17 protein-coding genes and 1 tRNA gene are annotated in these 17,609 nt (G+C 62.2%); 13 read left to right on the top strand and 5 right to left on the bottom strand.

From position 1 onward, the window contains the following. Positions 1-157: 157 nt before the first annotated feature. Both K8R92_10580 and K8R92_10575 read right to left on the bottom strand, forming a co-directional pair. Positions 158-1,225, bottom strand: coding sequence for a hypothetical protein (locus tag K8R92_10580; protein MCE9620336.1), 1,068 nt, complete (start codon positions 1,223-1,225; stop codon positions 158-160). 320 nt (positions 1,226-1,545) lie between these two features. Beyond that, positions 1,546-2,574, bottom strand: coding sequence for a formylglycine-generating enzyme family protein (locus tag K8R92_10575; protein ID MCE9620335.1), 1,029 nt, complete (start codon positions 2,572-2,574; stop codon positions 1,546-1,548). A gap of 201 nt (positions 2,575-2,775) precedes the next feature. Here K8R92_10575 and K8R92_10570 point away from each other — a divergent pair. The 5 genes from K8R92_10570 to K8R92_10550 all read left to right on the top strand — a co-directional run bounded on the left by K8R92_10570 (position 2,776) and on the right by K8R92_10550 (position 8,110). Beyond that, a tRNA-Glu gene (locus tag K8R92_10570) sits at positions 2,776-2,850 on the top strand. A gap of 12 nt (positions 2,851-2,862) precedes the next feature. Beyond that, entirely contained in the window at positions 2,863-4,650 is a 1,788-nt protein-coding gene (locus tag K8R92_10565) for a lysophospholipid acyltransferase family protein (GenBank protein ID MCE9620334.1), read from the top strand. Continuing rightward, positions 4,647-5,750, top strand: coding sequence for a 3-dehydroquinate synthase (gene aroB, locus K8R92_10560; GenBank protein MCE9620333.1), 1,104 nt, complete (start codon positions 4,647-4,649; stop codon positions 5,748-5,750). The genes K8R92_10565 and aroB overlap by 4 nt, the downstream gene beginning before the upstream one ends. A 141-nt stretch (positions 5,751-5,891) precedes the next feature. Further along, positions 5,892-6,908 carry a ParA family protein gene (locus K8R92_10555; protein MCE9620332.1) on the top strand — a complete coding sequence of 339 codons (1,017 nt, stop codon included), beginning with the start codon at positions 5,892-5,894 and terminating at the stop codon, positions 6,906-6,908. Then, positions 6,905-8,110: a hypothetical protein gene (locus K8R92_10550; protein ID MCE9620331.1), complete on the top strand. Its 1,206-nt coding sequence runs from the start codon at positions 6,905-6,907 to the stop codon at positions 8,108-8,110. Before K8R92_10555 ends, K8R92_10550 begins: the two co-directional genes overlap by 4 nt. Positions 8,111-8,157: 47 nt before the next feature. Here K8R92_10550 and K8R92_10545 read toward each other — a convergent pair whose 3' ends face one another. Continuing rightward, positions 8,158-9,156 (bottom strand): membrane dipeptidase, encoded by a 999-nt coding sequence (locus K8R92_10545; protein ID MCE9620330.1) that lies wholly within the window; start codon positions 9,154-9,156, stop codon positions 8,158-8,160. Positions 9,157-9,225: 69 nt separating this feature from the next. Between K8R92_10545 and K8R92_10540 the strand changes: the two genes are divergently transcribed. From K8R92_10540 to K8R92_10525, 4 genes are read left to right on the top strand one after another with little or no spacing between them, the layout of a single operon-like run. After that, positions 9,226-9,669: a DUF2752 domain-containing protein gene (locus K8R92_10540; protein MCE9620329.1), complete on the top strand. Its 444-nt coding sequence runs from the start codon at positions 9,226-9,228 to the stop codon at positions 9,667-9,669. Further along, entirely contained in the window at positions 9,666-10,352 is a 687-nt protein-coding gene (locus tag K8R92_10535) for a hypothetical protein (GenBank protein MCE9620328.1), read from the top strand. The genes K8R92_10540 and K8R92_10535 overlap by 4 nt, the downstream gene beginning before the upstream one ends. A gap of 2 nt (positions 10,353-10,354) precedes the next feature. Then, positions 10,355-11,029: a hypothetical protein gene (locus K8R92_10530; protein ID MCE9620327.1), complete on the top strand. Its 675-nt coding sequence runs from the start codon at positions 10,355-10,357 to the stop codon at positions 11,027-11,029. After that, positions 11,026-12,189, top strand: coding sequence for a hypothetical protein (locus K8R92_10525; protein ID MCE9620326.1), 1,164 nt, complete (start codon positions 11,026-11,028; stop codon positions 12,187-12,189). The genes K8R92_10530 and K8R92_10525 overlap by 4 nt, the downstream gene beginning before the upstream one ends. Here the strand turns inward: K8R92_10525 and K8R92_10520 are convergent. Both K8R92_10520 and K8R92_10515 read right to left on the bottom strand, forming a co-directional pair. After that, on the bottom strand, positions 12,090-13,250 hold the full coding sequence (locus K8R92_10520; GenBank protein ID MCE9620325.1) for an amidohydrolase: 1,161 nt from the start codon (positions 13,248-13,250) through the stop codon (positions 12,090-12,092). The two genes, K8R92_10525 and K8R92_10520, sit on opposite strands and share 100 nt — an antisense overlap. Before the next feature lie 25 nt (positions 13,251-13,275). Then, positions 13,276-13,842: a flavin reductase family protein gene (locus K8R92_10515; protein MCE9620324.1), complete on the bottom strand. Its 567-nt coding sequence runs from the start codon at positions 13,840-13,842 to the stop codon at positions 13,276-13,278. A gap of 193 nt (positions 13,843-14,035) precedes the next feature. Here K8R92_10515 and K8R92_10510 point away from each other — a divergent pair, with 193 nt between their 5' ends. The 4 genes from K8R92_10510 (at position 14,036) to dapF (ending at position 17,608) form a co-directional block, all read left to right on the top strand. After that, on the top strand, positions 14,036-14,500 hold the full coding sequence (locus K8R92_10510) for a hypothetical protein (protein MCE9620323.1): 465 nt from the start codon (positions 14,036-14,038) through the stop codon (positions 14,498-14,500). A 447-nt stretch (positions 14,501-14,947) separates the two neighbouring features. Then, positions 14,948-15,148: a carbon storage regulator gene (locus K8R92_10505; GenBank protein ID MCE9620322.1), complete on the top strand. Its 201-nt coding sequence runs from the start codon at positions 14,948-14,950 to the stop codon at positions 15,146-15,148. Between the two features lie 82 nt (positions 15,149-15,230). Next, on the top strand, positions 15,231-16,685 hold the full coding sequence (locus K8R92_10500; protein ID MCE9620321.1) for a hypothetical protein: 1,455 nt from the start codon (positions 15,231-15,233) through the stop codon (positions 16,683-16,685). A gap of 2 nt (positions 16,686-16,687) precedes the next feature. Then, positions 16,688-17,608 (top strand): diaminopimelate epimerase, encoded by a 921-nt coding sequence (gene dapF, locus K8R92_10495; protein MCE9620320.1) that lies wholly within the window; start codon positions 16,688-16,690, stop codon positions 17,606-17,608. Position 17,609: the final 1 nt, after the last annotated feature.

The following is a 17,609-nucleotide window of genomic DNA, read 5'->3' as shown; positions in this document are numbered from 1 at the left end:
GCCGTGAGGGTGATAGGCAAAAAGACCAGCTAGTTCGTCTCGCCTCTCGTCGCCAGCACCATTTTGTATAAAAACTGATCCAATTCGTGAAGCGATACGAGTACAAAGTTTCTGTAAATCGAGATTGTTACTGAGCACAGATTCAATTATCGCGCGATTATGGACCACATAAATCGCATGACGAAGATTCACAGGGAATGTAGTCCATACACAACAATATCTGCCCCACATCACCACCGTCGACAGTTCCAGTCTTGTCAATGTCAGCGGCACAGCCCTCACATTCACCGAAACTTAATAACACCAAGCCAATATCTCCGAAATCAACTTGACCGCTCCCATCCAAATCGAGTGGGTGATGTATAAACAGAGTAACAGAGCCTTGATCGAGAGTAGACCATAAGTAAATCGAGTTGCATGATGTTCTTTTGACATATTGCGCATTAAATAATGTGTCATTGGTCTTCATTCGACAATGGAATGTGTAATCTGCGCCGCAAAACGGGCCAATTGTGGTTGTCGGCTTTTCGAGTGGATCTTCCGAATCAATAGTCAAAGTATCTTCCCAGACAGTTGCGCTACCACTAGTGATCCAGCATCTAAATGTTATTAAGAATTCTTCAGGAACATTGGCCGGCGGATCCAGGGTTTCCCCGATGGATACATTTTCTGAAGCCAGCAAAGCATAAAGGTCTATAACGGCGGTATCGCACAAAGAAAAATTCGTAACCAATTCAAGATCCCCGTTAAACGCTATTGTACCCAAACTGCTCGAGTCATCCACAGGTCCGCCCACAACGTGTATGAGGCACTTGAGCACACTCCACGAAGGCTTTTGGAAGGTTGTTTGTAAGTCTAACTCGCTGCTTCCAACGGTCGTCGAAGAACCCGAAATTACTGCGCCGTAATTATATCCATCGATCACAACATCAGGATTATTAGAGTTGGAGTAAGTGGGGACGGGCAAATACCATGGTCCAAGTGAGTTGGGATCGTTGTCAATGGACGAACTGCAAGTCCCCGGAAGTTCTTGTCCGCCCCCGTGATATTGGCATTCAGAAGTGGAAGACGGTATATCACAAACTTTGTTGAGTTTTGTTGTTTCAGAGTTCAAAATGCTTGTCGTTGTTCCAAATGTTACAACACCCGCATTTGCTGAAAGGCAGGCATGTAAAAAAAACAGACTAGCGCCGAATGGTAGGAATGGAATTTTCATAAAATTCATGTTCGTGATCTCCTTAATTTGCTTGGGCTAACACTGTCGACTCCGTAACTTCATTTTGATCATTAAACACCTGTTGTCAACACTAATTGTAGGGTTGGAGCAAAATCTGGTAGTAGTAGCGATTGAAAAATGACGTTCAACAAGTTGTAAAAGCGGCCTTTTGGATTCGCACGCCCAAGTTTCCAAATTTGGGGGAAAAGGCTTCGATTCCTAAAGGTCTTGGAGTCACTTTTGCGGCACAACGCGGCTCCGTCGCCATGCAACAACATGGGCGGAGTTTCGCTCCGCCAATCCAGCAAATCACTTCTTGAAACGGCCGCTTACGGATTCCGAGCGACCCGGAACCCCGTGCAGTAGCAGTGGAAGTCAGCCACCTCGACCTTGCGCATCGAGGACCTGCAATACTGCCCGCTGCTGAGCCAAGTTCCGCCGCGCGAGATGTGGTAGGAGCCGGCCGCAGGACCCGTCGGATCCACCTGGCTGTCGCCTGAGTACCAATCCCAGTAGTCCGCGGTCCACTCCCAGACATTGCCGAGCATGTCGTAGAAACCCATGGCGTTGGGCAATTTCAATCCGCCCAGCTTCGGTGCGCTCGTGTTGCTGTTGCACCAGGCGACCAGGTCAAGCAGGTTGTATCGCGCCGCGGTATTGCCTGCCCGGCATGCATATTCCCACTCGGCTTCCGTCGGCAATCGCATGCCAGTCGCCGCGCAGAAAGGTTGGACATCGTTCCACGAAACATGCTCCACGGGATCAGTCAGATTCGTTCCGCCCAGGCTTGGATTGGTGCCGATCACCGTAACCCACTTCGACTGCGTCACCTCTTTGCGAGCCAGGTAATAGGGCTGAGTGATCGTGACTTGGTGGGAGGGGCCCTCATAGGCGAACGCCTCGGCATCGCCCGGGCTCGTGCCCATCATGAAAGTTCCCGGCGGCACCAGCAGCATCTCGATGCCCGTTCCATTATCCATGACGCGCCATGGCAAGTGAGTTTCTGAAATGCTCTGCCGCATTTCCTCGCTGGCCACGACGGCCGGATCTGCCGACCACTCCAGCACCGTCGCCCATGAAGGGCCGGCGCAGGGGCCGAAGTCCAACAGCAGCAAGCCAACATCGCCGCCATCCACTTCACCGGATCCATCCATGTCCGTGGCGCAGCCCGCGCAGGGACCGAAATCAAGCAGCACCAGTCCGACATCGCCGGCATCCACTTCGCCCGAACCATCCAGGTCGCTTGAGCACACCTGGGCCCGCGCCTGCAGCGTGAAGCAGGCCACGATCGCGCACATCAGCAGTTTGAATCGGGCGAAGGTCGGTTGTTTGGCGTTCAAGGCGGATGTCTCTTTCATTGCTGGGTCTCGGCTCCAAGGGTGCGTCACGGACCATAGGCAGGGCAAAGCCTGCCGGTCGGTTCAGACGCCCCGTCAGTGTGGACCAAACCCCGATTTTTGCAAGCCGAATCTTGAAATTATGCCCAAAAGGGGGGCTTGGCCCCGGGCAATTTTCAGCCCATATCCCTTCCATCCATCGCTTATAGTCTGAGGCTCGCCGGCCCCATCGTCTAGCCTGGCTTAGGACACCACCCTTTCAAGGTGGCTACAGGGGTTCAAATCCCCTTGGGGTCATTTGCGGTCTCGATGCCAGAAGAGAAATCTCCATTCCGCGTCCAGCCTCCCAAGTCCAGGGTGCTGCAATGGCTCTGGCCTGTCTCGCGCCATCTCACCGGAGTCAGCCGCGTTGAAAAAATCGTCGATCGATCGCATCGGATTCGCGGCGATGGCTCCCTGCTGGACGCGCTGAACCGCGCCACCCACATCCACGCCGATTGCTCCGCGGCCGACCGCGAGCGCATTCCCAGGACCGGGCCGCTGCTGGTGGTGTCGAACCATCCGATGGGCGCGACCGACACGCAGCTGATCTCGACGCTGATCGAGTCGGTTCGCAGTGATGTCAAGTTCATCGCCAATGAAATGCTCTGCAAGATCCCGGTGGTCGCCGAGCGATCGCTCGGCGTGAAGATTCTCGGCAAGCCATCGGTCAGTGCCAACATGAACGCCATGCGCGAGGCCCTGCGATGGCTTTCCAACGGCGGCTGCCTCTGCGTTTTCCCATCGGGCGAGGTAAGCCACTCCACCTGGAGCCGGTGGCGCCCCGTCGACGGCCAGTGGCCGACCCAAGTTGCCAAGATGGCCCGCATCGCCCGGCCCACCGTGCTGCCGGTGTTTATTTCCGGCCGGAATCCCTGGTGGTTCCAGCTGGCCGGCCTCTTCCATCCGCTGCTGCGGACGGCGCTGCTGGGCCACTGCTATCCCGGCCAGCAGAACCGGAAAATTCCGGTGGTGGTCGGCACGCCGATCCCCGCGAAGGAGTTTGATGCCTTCGAAAGCGACGAGGAACTGATCGGATATTTCCGCCTGCGCACGTATCTGTTGCGAGCGCGCTTGGAGGAAAAATCCACGGGCCCCGGTGTGATAGTGCACACGACTCCGCTGCTGGAGCGACCGCAGCATGCGCCCGAGGAACTCGCCGCGGAAATTTCCGGCCTTCCGGAGTCCCATCTGCTGCTCAAGCACGGCGAGTGCGAAGTCTGGTGCACGCCCAGCGGTGAAATTCCGCTGACCATGCTTGAGATCGGCCGCCTGCGCGAGGAGGCCTTCCGTGCCGTGGGCGAGGGCTCCGGCAAGGCGATCGACATCGACCGCTTCGACCGCTCTTACCGGCAACTTTTCATCTGGAACGCGCGGACGCAGGAAGTGATGGGCGGCTACCGGATGGGCCTGACCGACGAGATTCTCGCGGCCAATGGCATCGACGGCCTCTACACCAGCACGCTCTTTGACTACTCGCCGAAGATGCTCAAATCCCTCGGACCCGCCATCGAGCTGGGCAGGAGCTGGGTGGCCTGCGCCCATCAACGCCGTCCGATGCCTCTGCTCATGCTGTGGCGCGGAATTGCGCAATTTGTGCTCCGGCATCCCAAGTACGCCATTCTGCTGGGGCCGGTGAGCATTTCGGACGAGTACCAGAGCATGTCCAAGCGGCTGATCATGGCCTTCCTGCAGACGCACCACGCGCTGAAGTCTTTCGCCAAGGATGTGAAGCCGCGGAACCCGCCCTCCGACGAGCCTTTCCTGGATTGGGATCCGGCCCACACACGCGCGGCGGTCCGCAATGTGGGTGATGTGGACCGGCTCATCCGCGAGGTGGAGGCCGACGGCCGCACGATGCCCGTGCTGCTGCGCCAGTATCTAAAGCTCAACGCTCGGCTGATCGCCTTCAATGTCGATCCCGACTTCGGCAATGTGGTGGATGGGCTCATGTTTGCGGATCTGCGGCAGGTGCCCGCCCGCGTCCAGGAGTACTACTTCGGCAAGGAGAACGCCGAGCAATTCCGCGAGTTTCATCGCGAGAGGACGCGCACATGAATGTGATTCCGGTGCAAAGTCTCCACGGCAGCTACGACATTCAGGTCGGTGACGCGCTGCTGCAGAACGTGGGCAGCGAGATCGCTCGGCAATTTCCCAAGGCGCGGACGGTTGCGCTGGTCGCAGACCAGGCGGTTGCGCAGACCTGGGCCCGCGAGGTCGCCTCGTCGATCGAGTCCGCAGGGTTGCGCGTGGCCTCCCACGCGGTGAAGGCGAGCGAAGAAAACAAGTCCATTGCCGCAGTCGAATCGCTGTGGAAATTTGTGCTTGCGGAGCGCGTGCAGCGCAGCGATGTTCTGGTGGCCATGGGCGGCGGCATCGTGGGGGACATGGCGGCCTTCGCCGCGGCGACCTACATGCGCGGCCTTTCCACCGTGATGATTCCCACCACCTTGCTGGCCATGGTCGACGCTGCGATCGGCGGCAAGACGGCGGTCAACCTGCCCATGGCCGGCGGCCAGCTGGCCAAGAATCTGGCGGGAACCTTCACCGCCCCCGCATGGGTGGTCAGCGATGTGCGGACGCTCTCCACGCTGCCGGACCGCGAATTCCGCTGCGGTCTGGCCGAGTGCGTGAAGCACGGGCTACTGGCGGACCAAGGCATGCTGGACTGGCTCGCGAACCATCAGGCGGGCTTGCTGGCGAAGGATCCCGCCCGACTGGTCGAGTTGGTGCAGCGCTCGGCTTCGGTGAAGGCCGCGATCGTCTCGCGCGACGAGCATGAGCGAGGCGAGCGAGCACATCTGAACCTGGGGCACACCTTCGCCCATGCCATCGAGTCGCTCCTGCACGACGAGATCCACCACGGCGAGGCTGTCTCAATCGGCCTGGTCGCCATGGCGGCGGCGAGCCAAGCGGCGGGGTGGTGGAAGGACGCCGAGTCCTTCCAGCTTTCCCAGCGCCTGGCCCAACTCGGCTTGCCGGTTCGACTTCCAAAGCCGATCGACCGGGCCAAGGTCAAAGCCGCCATGAACCTCGACAAAAAGGGGGAATCCGGCGAGATCCGCCTTGTGCTGCTGAGGGGTCCCGGCAAGCCTGGAGTTCTTCAGGCCGCAAGCGACGCGGTGATCGACGCCGGGCTCGCGGCCATCGGCGCCTGAATCGAAAATCCGACTTGGAAAGCCGAAGACCCGTAGGCGAATCGACCGATAGAGCAGGGCATGCTCGAAGCGCCGGAGGCGTGAAGGCATGCGACCCTCGGCCTGGGCTGGGCTGACTTTCCTTGAGGCGACCTGAGCAGGATGCGTTGCGTCGCAATCGTGAATCAGAAAGGCGGATGTGGCAAGACCACGACCGCTATCAATCTGGCGGCCACGCTCGCTTCCAAGAATCGCCGCACGCTTTTGGTGGACATGGATCCACAAGGCCATTGCGGTGTCGGTCTTGGTGTGCCCGAGGACCGGATCGAGCAGGGACTGGCCGAGGCGCTTCTGGCCGAGCCGCCGGGCGGCGCCGATCCCGATGTCATGCTTTGGGAGGTCGCCAAGAATCTGCGCCTGGCCCCGAGCACGCTCTCGCTGGCTGGGCTCGAGGCGGCCCGCGGAGGTCTTGCCAATCTGCCGGACCGCGATGCGCGACTGGCCAAGTTTCTGGACCGCATTGCCGACCGCTTCGACTGGTGCGTGATCGACTGCCCGCCGACGATCGGATTGCTCACCTTCAACGCGCTCTGCGCCGCCGACGAAGCCATCATTCCGGTGGAGACGGGATTCTTCTCGCTCAAGGGCAGCGAGCGCCAGGCGGCCGCCGTCGAGGCCATGGCGGCGCGGCTGGAGCGGAAGCTGCCGCTGCGAATCCTGCCCACACTGCATCGGCCCCACGCCAAACTGGCCACGGATTTGCTGGCGGCGATCGAGCGCCGCCATGGCATGCTCACGCTGCCGCTGGCCATCCGCGAGCACGAGGAGCTGCGCGAGGCGGCCGGCTTCGGCCAGCCCATCACCGAGTACGCGCCCAGCTCCGAAGCCTGCCGCGACTTTGTCCTGCTGGTCGATTGGCTCGACCTTCATCCCGTTCCATGCACGAGGAAACATCCCGGAGATGGAAAGGTGTTTCGCCGTGAGCTTTCCGCCGGTGAAACCGCGCCGGGTCCCGCGACGGCACCGGGCGAGCGCATGGCTGATCTGCTTTCGCGCATCCGCCAGCAATCCGCGGGTGTGGAGAGTGTGAACGCGGAAAATGCAAGCGCAGTGTCCGCTGAACAGCCCGGCGTTGCTGCCAGAGTCGCCGAGTCGCCCATCGCCGGAGACGAGCGATGAGCAATCTCGACGAGCGATTCGATCGGCTGACCTCGCTCTTCCTGGGAGAGCCTCATGGGGAAGAGACCGGCGAAACGGCACACGAACCCGTCAAGCAAGTTCCGCGACGCGAAAGCCAAATCACGCCGCTGCTGGCCGGCAATTTGCCGGTCATGGCGCATCCATGGCTGACGCATGTGGCCGCCCGATTGCGCGAGGGGCCCGCGGCGCTGCTTCGAGCCAGCACCGACGGCATCCAGTGCTCACTGTTGGGAACCAAGGGACCTGCCGAAAGTTCCGACCAGGATTTCGCTGCGTGGTTATTGCGTGCGGCGGCGATCGTCCGCCATTGGTTCGTGGTGCCCGCGACCGTTCAGGGCGCCGAGGATGTCGCCACGATGGAGGTCGAGGAAGCTGTCATCGCCACCGGAGGCGATGAGGCCGCGACCGTGGCCGCCTATCAGCTTGTTCGCCGAATCGTGGAGTGCGCCCGCAAGCACGATCGAGTTCCGCCGCTCACGCCGATCGCGATCGTGGGCTGCTCGGTGGAATCCGCCCAAGAAGCAATTGCCACGATTTCAACGGCGGCCCAGGCCTTTCTTCGCCAGCCCGTTCCATTGGCCGGCGCCTATCCGCGGTTGGAGCGGACCGATGTCGCACAGCAAGCTTCGTTTCCCGGCGGGTTTTCGCTCGCCGAACTCTTCGAGGCAATACGAGTCGCCGAGGCAACCGTGGATGGAAGCCGCCGAACCCAGGCGCCGCCAGCAGCTGCTCCAAGGCCTGCGGTTGCGGAGACCCCCGCGCAACAATCCTTCGCATCTTCCAGCGCCACGGCGCGGCAACCGCTGCAAGTGCAAATGCGGCCGGGCTCCTATGCCTCGATCATTTCGGGCCTCTGGTCGATCGCGCTGCGCTACCCCGGCGACGCCATGATCGAGTTCGCCACCGATCACGCCGGGCGATTGCATGTCATCGCGGCGGTCGAGCAAGCCGCGTTGGTCCGCCAGGCCGCTGCGTGGGCGCAGCGCAATGCCTCGCTGATCCGGCTGGGCTTCCCAGGCTTGGCTCCCGATCCGCTTCCCATTGTCGAGCGCATCGTCTTCAGCGACGCGACGCAAGCCGTCGACTGGCATCGCTGCGGCGTTCGCCTGGACCTAGTGCTTCGTGCCCAGGACAAGTTTGTGCATGTCTCGCTCAACGATGAGCGCACGCTCAAGCCCTGAGCCAAAATACAGCAGTTGAAATCTTTGAGGGAGTGAGCGGGGGAGTCTTATTTTTGTGGAAGTGAAGTGCGAAGCACGCGCAGCCAATTGCCGCTTCGGAATCCGTCGAGTTCCTGCGTGGAGATGCCGGCCTGAGCCAAGGCGCTCTCGATCTTGGGCAGATCCTCGGGGCGCTGCGCGTTGGGCGGGCAATCCTCGGGAGTGAAACCGCCGTCAAAATCGCTGCCTAGGGCCAGACGTTCCGGCCCTCCGACCTCGCGCACGTGCTTGACGTGTCGCACCGCATCGTCAAGCGTTGCAGCACGGCCGCCGGCCAGGAATTTTCCATAGAGGTTGAGACCACACACACCCTTTCGCGCGGCGATCGCCCGAATCGTCTCATCGGTGAGGTGGCGCTCATTGCCGGGCACAAGACTCCGGCAATTGGAATGGCTCGCCACGATCGGCCCCGTGGCAAGCTCGATCACTTCGGCGCACGCCTGGTCGCAGAGATGCGAGAGGTCGTGGATCATGCCGACGCCATCGAGCGCTCGAACCAACTTTCGACCGGCCTCGGTCAATTCGCCCGGCACAGAATTTCCGCCCGCGTAGCGCGAGCCCTTGGCCCAGGTCAGCCCGACCATTCGCACACCTTGGTCGAACCACCACTTCGCGCGCTCGGGCGATTCGATCGGATCGGCGCCCTCCATCAGAATCACCACGCGCAGCGGCCCCGGCTCGTTCCAACTTTTGAGATCCTGCTGCGTCCGGACAATCTTGATCGCGCCGCGAGCCTCGAGGCCCTGATAGAGCCGCAACTGCAGGCGGCCCGCGCGGGCGGCCTGTTCGACATCCGCATGGTCGGCGTAGCCCCAGGGCTCGTCGCAACCGACCTCGGTGAAGATCGTTCCAAAAACCAGCTTGAAAGAGCCCTCGCGAAGCGCCGGAAAATTGACCCCGAATTTCGCCCGATCCGGGGAGTCGGATTCGAGATCCACGCCTTGCATGGCGAGATAGGCCAGGTCAAGGTGGCCATCGATGCGGCTGAGCGTCGAGGGGTTGGGCATCACGGCATTCTGCACGGGCCGGGTCCCGAGTGTCTAGGGCTTCGCGGCTCCAGTTACACTCTTGCGTCCATGGCTGAAGCGACCACGATCAACGCATCCACTCGAGGATGGATCCTGCTTTTGGCGGCGGCACTCCTGACGCCGCTGGTGGTCGCGGCCCGGCTGGTTCCCGACGCGCGGGGCATGGGCACCCACCAGCAGCTCGGACTGCCGGTGTGCACCTGGCCTATGGCGCTGGGAATTCCCTGCCCAAGCTGCGGCATGACCACGGCCTTCGCCCACGCGGCGCGGGCCGAATTCGGCCAGGCCTTCAGCGCCCAGCTCATGGGCGCGGTGCTCGCCTTCGCAGCCTCGATTGGTTGCCTGATCGCGCTGGGTGTTGCACTGACGGGCTACCAGTTTCAGCGCCTCTTCGATCCTCTCTTGAACCGCTGGGGATTCATCGCGCTTGTGGCCCTTTTCCTCGCGGCGTGGTTCTGGAAATTGGCCGGGATGAAGGGTTGGTTGCCATGAGGTGCGCCCGTTTCCCAGGTGCATGGTGGAGCGTGATGGCCGGTATCAGCGCTGCAGGCGCCTTGTGCCTCGTCATGAGCTGCCAGGTCTTCGGCGTCGCCTCCGCGATCGGGCAGAACATCGAGCGCGAGAAGAAGATCGAGGTCCTGGCGAAATACGCCGGACTGGACAACAAGCGCGTCGCCGTGCTGGTCAAGGCCGACATGGGGACGGTATACGAGCATCCGACGGCCGTGCCGAACATCTCCTTCAATCTCGCCCAGCGGCTCCAGGAAAATGTGCCGGGCATCAAGATGCTGGACCCGCGCATCTGCATGAACTTTCAGCACCAGACTCCCAACTGGTCGGCGCAGCCGCTGGGGCAGGTCGCCGAGGAACTGGACGTCGACCGCCTGGTCATCGTGGACCTCTATGAATACCGGCTGAATCCGCCGGGCAATCGCTATCTCTGGGATGGCGTGGCGGCGGCCAACATCGGCGTCGCGGAGCGCGACGGCATCGACTCCGACCAGACCGTGGACCAGTGGAACGTGTCGGCGCAGTTTCCCCTCGACGCGGGCGTGACTCGGGAATCCATGAACATCGCGATGGTGCAGACCGGGTTGCTCGCCACATTCGTCCGCAACAGCGCGTGGGTTTTCTACGACCACATCGAAGACAAGTACCCGGATCAAAAGAAATGAACATGAACCTCACCCGAAACCTTCGCCTGACGTGCGCCGCCGCGGCGCTGACCTTGGGAGCGGCACTTTCCTCGTGCAACTACATCGTGCCCGCGGCCTACATCATCGACGGCCCGCCCTCCATCGATGCGCAGTACACGCTGCCCGACCGCAAGACCGTGGTCTTCGTGGACGACCGCTCCAACATCCTCAGCCGCACGCAGCTCCGCGCGGTCATCGGCGACAAGGTCGCGACCGACCTGATGAAGCAGGGGCTGGTCACCGAGACGATCGCCAGCCGCGACGCGATCGCGATTGCGCGCAAGGACGAGACGGTGGACAAGCCCATTCCCATCAGCGAGATCGGCCAGCGCGTCGGGGCCGACACGATCATCTACGTGCAGATCCAGGACTTTTCGCTTTCCGCTCCGGGCGGGCAGGCCAAGCCTTCGGCGCTGGCGACCGTGAAGGTGATCGACGTCACCGGGCGCTCGCGGCTCTATCCCGCGCCGAGCGAGCTCACGGGCCAGCCCGTGACGACCGACATGCGCGAGGTCAGCGACGACCTCTACCAGAGCACGGCGGGCCGCCGGCAGATTGAGGACACGCTGGCCGCCGAGATCGGCACGGAAGTGGCCAAGCTTTTCTACAAGCACGAGCGCAAGGAACTGGGCAAGAACATGGGCGTTCGCAAGTGAGTTCCGGGTCGCGCGTCGTGTGCGTGACCGATCCCCTGGGGCCGGGCGGCGGCGCGGCGACCCTGACCGCGTGCCGACTGGCGGTCCGCGCGCTCGAGGAGCGGATGGGCAGCGGGGCGGTGGAAGTCGGAGTGCTGGGAACGGCGGCCGCCTTCGAGCGGGCCCGCGAATGCGGTCTCTCTCCCGCGTGGAGAATTCCGGTTCCCTGTGGAAGCCTGAGGCTTGCCGAAAGACCGCTCACTCGACTCATGCAAAAAAATACTCCCGCCGCCGTGGTGGCCTGGGGCGAGCGGGCGGCTCAACTGATTTCGCGCGGGGCGGAGGAGCTGCCGCTGGTGGTCGTGATGGACGCACCTTTCAAATCCAAGCTGGTGCGGCAGGCCGAACTGGCCGAAGTGCTCTGCATGGGCGAGGCTCTCGCCGACCAGGCGTGCAGCCTCGGCTGGCTTCCGATTCGAATCCGCTCGGTGCTTCCGCCCATGCCGGCCTGGCAGCCTTCACCCTCGAGGGATCGCAATTCGATCCGGAGAATCTGGAACGCCGCGGAGTCGGACTTCGTCATCGGCGTCCTTCCGACAGCCTCGGGATTCGGCAACTCACTCTTCGCCTTTCACGCGTTTGGGCGGTTCGCGATCGCCGGGCATGGCGCCCATCTCGTGCTCGATCCCGCCACGCGCTATGCAAACGAGGTGCGTCCCTTTGCGCGGAGGCTTGGCCTCGATGAGCGGGTCCACTTCGACGATGCGATCGGATGTCCGTGGAACTTGGCCCCGGCGGTCGACCTCTGGATGTCGCTGCCCGATCCGAAGCGCGACGAAACGGCGCTGCATCCCTCCGGCGCGGCGGCTCTGGGCTCGCCCATCCTGGCGACCGTCGGAAGCTTGGCCGCTGCCGCGATCGAGCCTTCCGTGGACGGCATCGTTTCCGAGGCGGGCATCAACGCCTTCGCGTTTGAATTGATCCAGGCGGCACGGAATCCGGCTCGGTGCAGCGACATGGTGACCGCGAGCCGCGTGAAATATGCGCCTCAAAGTGTGCGCGATGGCTTCGCTTTGGCGATTCAGGAGAGCGTGCTGCGAGTCTGCCCCGAGGCCTTTGCCATGTCGGAGCCCGCGCCGCGCTTGCCCGCCGCCACAAAATTCGCGGCCGCGTCCACATAGAGCGACTTCAACACATCCGGCGGCAGATGCTGCCCGCACAGGCGCGGCGCGTCCTGCGGAGTGAATCGTTGCGGATCGACCATCGCCAGATCCGGATCCGCGATGGGGCTTTCGCCGTCAAAGTCGCTTTCCCAGAGCGTCCGCAGAGCCCAGTAGCGACTGGCGTAGAGATCGAACGCGTCCTCGGCGCCGCTGGCTTTGGCCGCCATTTCGCTCTTGGCGTCGCTGGAAACGAAATGCTCGTCGGTGGTGACGATGTCGCTGCCGAACAGGATGCGGCCGCGGAATCGCTCCAGAAAATTCGGCACGGCGCCTTTGGGATGCTTGGACACTTCGCGCACGATCCATTTGGTGGCGCTGGTGTCCAGGAAAAGATTGGGATGCCGCTCCAGCAGTCCGGTCAGGAATTTCAGATCTTCGGGCCATCCGCCCATGTGCGCCAGGAGCCACGGCACGGTGAACCGATCCAGCAGTCGCTCCAGCGGCAGGTAGTGCGATTGCTTTGTTCCGTAGATCGCGGCGTCGCGGTAGCGCGTCTGGAACCAGGTGTCGGGATCGGCGACATGCGCCATGAGCGACATGCCTAGGCTGGTCGCCAACTCCATCGCGCTCACCCGGATCGGCGCGTCGAGGCGGAACATGTTGGGATCGCCCGCCGCGATCGCCAGATCGATGCTGCGCGGAGCCGCCCAGATCTTGCAGATGCCCGAGCCGAGCTCGCGGTAACGGCCGATGCGCTCGAGAAAACCAGCCCCGAGGGCGTGCTTGCGGTCCTTGGACGCAAAGTCCGGAACCGCGATGAGATGAATCCGGTCACCAAGCTCGGCTCGCACCGCCTCCACCTGCTCGAGATAGGTCATGGACCAGATCGAGCCGATGCCGTAGAGGTCCATCGCCTCTCGCAAGAGTCGCGAGGCCCGCGCACCATTCACATGGGAATGAGCATCGTTGATCGCGAAGGGCAGCTTCGGCATCCGCCGCGCCAATGCTCGGTAATCCCAGCCGAATCGATTCGACGAATTCACGGCCCGGGTCGACGAGATGTTGGATGGCGTGGACACGGCGGAATCGTAGCCGGGCCGAAGCTCACGAACGTGGGCGGAGCGAGCGGGCCTTGCTTCGCGAACCCGGACGCTCGCCTGAACCCTTGGCTTTCACCGCTGGCGCTGCGCGCTTGCGCTTGGCGATCGGCGCCTCGGCGTTGCGGCCCGCGTGATGAATGCATCCGATGTAGACCTCGTGATCGGCCTCAATGTCGAAGTGGCGCATGATTTCGCAATCAAACCACGCGGTGGCGCGAGTGGGAACGGGCGCCCCCGAGGGCGTCTTCGAGCAGGGGATTGAGATCAGCGGATCCTGGGTGTGCTCAGGAAGCTGGCGAAAAAGCCGCGAGCAGATCGGATCGTTGGCGCTGATCAGGCACAGGGCGAATCCCCGTGAATCGCGGATGATGGGACTGAGGGGCTGACCCTTTTCAATCGCGATGACCAACATCGGCGGGTTTGAAGCCACTTGCTGCACCCAGCGCACCAGTGCGGCGCCGCGCATTTCGCCGTAGGCGCCCGTCAACAAAAAAAGATCGCTTGGAATCTGATCCAGCAGATCGCTGATCCCGGACCTCTCGATTGGTGTCCAATCGCATCGCGATGCCATATGCACACACGGTAACCCTAAAAAATAGAATTTCTAGTCTAAATCTATTATTTGCAGGTATTTATAAATAATTTGACGTCTGTTATTGGGCTGCCAATGGGTTCGGGTGCATGAAAAATGCAGAAATTTGATCCAAGGTGGGGCAAGGTGTTGCAAAGTGTTGAATCGGTATTACCATGCCCACAGGTGCTCAATGCTCTTCCTAGGCCAATTCGAACATTCCCTCGATGCGAAGCAGCGTCTCGCAATTCCATCGGAAATTCGATGCTGTCTTCCGGACGAAGGCAAGGATGCAGTTTTTGTTTCAGCGCCGGGGACCAACGGATTTCTCTGGCTGTGGCCGGAGCCGACCTTCGCCGAATTGGCCAACGCCCTCGGCGGCTCCTTGCTGGGCGACGAGGGAGTTCAGAATTTCGAGCGCTACATGTTCAGTCAATCCTCGCGCTGTCCTCTGGACAAGGCGGGTCGACTGCGCATTCCCGACCACATGCTCGAGCGCTACGGATTGTCGGGGAAATTGATGATTCTCGGCGTGCGAGATCATCTGGAACTTTGCACCTTGCACCAATGGAAAGAGGAGCGTGACCGACACGAGCCCGCCGCCGCGGACATCTGGCGGCGAGCCCGGGAGACGATTCGAACTCGAAGTTCGAGCTGATCTCAGACAAGCTTTCGACCCCGTTGCAGGACGCAACGGTTTCATCAAAGACTTGCGCTCACGCCAGGGACGGCGGAGCGCAGGGGAGCATCGAATGGACGACTGACTCCAGCCAGGGACGGCGGAGCAGGAGCCATTCGAACAGAACACGCGGGCCATGGACGGCCCGCAGGAAGGGTCTGAGACCGCCAAGGATGGCGGCCAGGACTCTGGAACCCCGATTTTCGGGTTCTATCCGTCGTCGCCCCCGTACCGTGACCCGGTGCGGGGGCGTTTCTTTTCATGCCGAGATTGGGCGGGCTTGGGGTAGACTCCGTCCTCGGAGTTTCCCGATCAGCAGACCCGATCGCACGGATTCGCAGAGGCTTGGAGCACTGCGGCGAGACGGCCTTGGCAATGAGGTTCAAAGCTATGTTGGTGATTACCCGACGCGAAGGTGAAGAAGTTGTGATCGGCAACCCCGCGGCGCCGCTGGGCATCGTCCGCATCGCCTCGATCAAGGGGGACCGGGTCCGGATCGCCTTCGAGTTTCCGCGCGAGGTGCTGGTGCACCGCCGCGAGGTCGCCGACCAGATCAACGCCTCGGAAAAGAACGACAACCCGATCGCGGGTCAGATTCGTCCCGCTTCAGGCGGCGAAGCCCAATAGACGCTTTCAGAAGTTCACCCGACGCAGGCCGCACTTCAAGGCCTTGCTGTTGATCGCGTGCGTTCGCCGATAGACTGGCTCCATGGAATTGCCTCCTCGTCGCCGGGCTTGGCTTCGCCGGGCATCCGCCTCGATGATCATCCTGCTCGTGCTGGAGGCCTGCGCGGTCTCCGGCGGCAAGGATCCGCTCAAGACGCTCTCCAACCCGGAATCGCTGCCGGTTGTGCAGGTCGCGGCGATGGAGCAGCTCGACGCCAATCCAAGCCCCGAGTACATCGCAGCCCTGAAGCGCTTGATCTGGCAGCCCGGCTTCCCGGAATCCACCCGGATGGAGGCTTTCAACCGCCTGGTCAAGCTGGACGAAGCGGGCCTGAAGGAAATTCTGCGATTGCAACTGCCCAAGATGCAGATGCTTGCTTGGCGGGGCACGCTTTGTGAGCTCATCGTCAAGATGGGTTGGTCGGACCTGACCCCCACGCTGGTCCGCGCCTGGAGCATCCCCATGGGGGCGTGGGTGGAGAGCGACAAGGACCGGCCGGAGCGCATCGCCATCGAGAAGCTCAACGGCAAGGAGCAGTTGACCGACCTGCTGGTGAAGATGCTGCTGGATTCCAACCCGATCACCGAGGCGAATCTGCGCATGCGTTGCTGGGAGTTGCTCCAGAAGCTCGGGCAGCGCGAGCGGCTCGTGGCCCTGCTGGCGGATGCGACGGTCAAACCCGACGATGTGCTGCTCTCAAACCTTCGCAGCTGCGCCGGCGAGCTGGGCATCGTCCCGACCAACAAGGAGGAGATCCTCTGGCTGCAGGCGCTGCTCTCCACCAAGAACTTGACCTTCTGGGCGGAGGCCAAGGCCGCGGTGATGCAGCTTCCGCCGGAGGTGCGCGTCAAGCTTGAGATTCGCGAGCTGCCCATCGCGGTGGCCGTCGCCCGTTTCAAGCCCGACCTGCTCAAGCAGAATGCCGGACAGCTTTATGAGATCGTCGAGGCGCGAAGGCAGGCCAAGGGCTCGCGGGTGGTCAGTCCGAATTTCGAGGGCTACGGCGTGGAGCACACCGAAAATTTGTACATGATGCGCTCCAGCCTCTCGTGGGGCGACCTGGCGGCTATGGCGATCGTCATGGAAATCTTCGACTCTCCCGAGCTCCGACTGCAGTTGTTTGACATCGCGGATCGCGACCTGCAGGACCGCAACACGGAGTATGGCGGTGTGATCCGCATCGGTGGCGACGGCAAGCCCTCGGTCGAAGAGATGAAGCCGCGCGTGCAGGGCAACGACCTGCGCTATGAGTCCTCCCAGAAGATGTTCGACAGCGCCTACACCGGGCTCTTCCACTTTCACCTGCACTGCCAGGGCTATGAGAACGCGATGTACGCCGGGCCGCACTTGGGGGATTTCGCCTATGCGGAGAGCACCCGCGCCAACTGCCTGGTGTTCACCTTCCTCTCGCGCAACGAATTGAACGTGGACTTCTATCGTCACGGCCCGACGGTGGTCGATCTGGGCAGCATCCGCCGCCCCGGGAAGGAGGGGTGACCATGCAGTTCGCGAAGATGCACGGGCTTCGCAACGATTACATCTACATCGACACCTTTCGGGAACGGGTGCCCAATCCCGCCCGTCTGGCGCGGGCGGTCAGCGACCGTCACTCGGGCATCGGCAGCGACGGCCTGATCCTGGTGGGGGCCGCCGACGAAGGTGCCGCGGCCGATCTGCGCATGCGCATCTTCAACGCCGATGGAAGCGAGTCGCAGATGTGCGGCAATGGCATCCGCTGCGTCGCCAAGTTCGCGGTGGAGCGGGGGCTGGCCGAAAGAAATCCGCTGCGCATCCAGACCGGGCGCGGCACACTTGCCGTGTCCTGGCGTGGCGATCCACGCGGCGGCGTGAGCGAGGCGACGGTGGACATGGGCGAGCCCATTCTGGAACTCTCAAAAATTCCGGCGAAACTTGCCGGAGTTTCGCCGACGGCGCGGGCGATCGCCGTGACGCTGCCGCCTGCGTGGTGGGCCTTTGACGCAAACCCGCAATGGATGACAGCCAGCGGCTGCGACGGGAAACTCACTCTGGTCTCGATGGGCAATCCACACGCCATCTTGTGGTGCCGCGATGTCGCGAGCGTTCCGCTGGAACGGATCGGTCCGGCGATTGAGAACCATCCGTCTTTTCCGGAGCGCATCAATGTGCATGTCGCGCAATGCGAAGGCCGAAGTCACGTCCGTGTTCGCACCTGGGAGCGCGGCAGCGGCATCACGCAGGCGTGCGGCACCGGCGCCTGCGCGGTCGTCGTCGCCGGCGTGCTCGAAGGAAAGCTGTCGGGTCCCTGTGAGGTGATTCTGCCGGGCGGCTCGCTCACGGTGGAGTGGCCCGGCGCGGACCATGGGGTTTCCATGACCGGTCCCGCCATCGAAGTGTGCCGCGGAACCCTGTCGAACGAGCTTCAGGAGAAGGCGAATTGAA

The sequence above is a fragment of the Planctomycetota bacterium genome, from assembly GCA_021414025.1.
Lineage (GTDB): Bacteria > Planctomycetota > Phycisphaerae > Phycisphaerales > SM1A02 > SYAC01.
The sequence above is the reverse complement of the archived record's forward strand: the minus strand, read 5'-3'. Positions and strand labels throughout refer to the sequence as shown.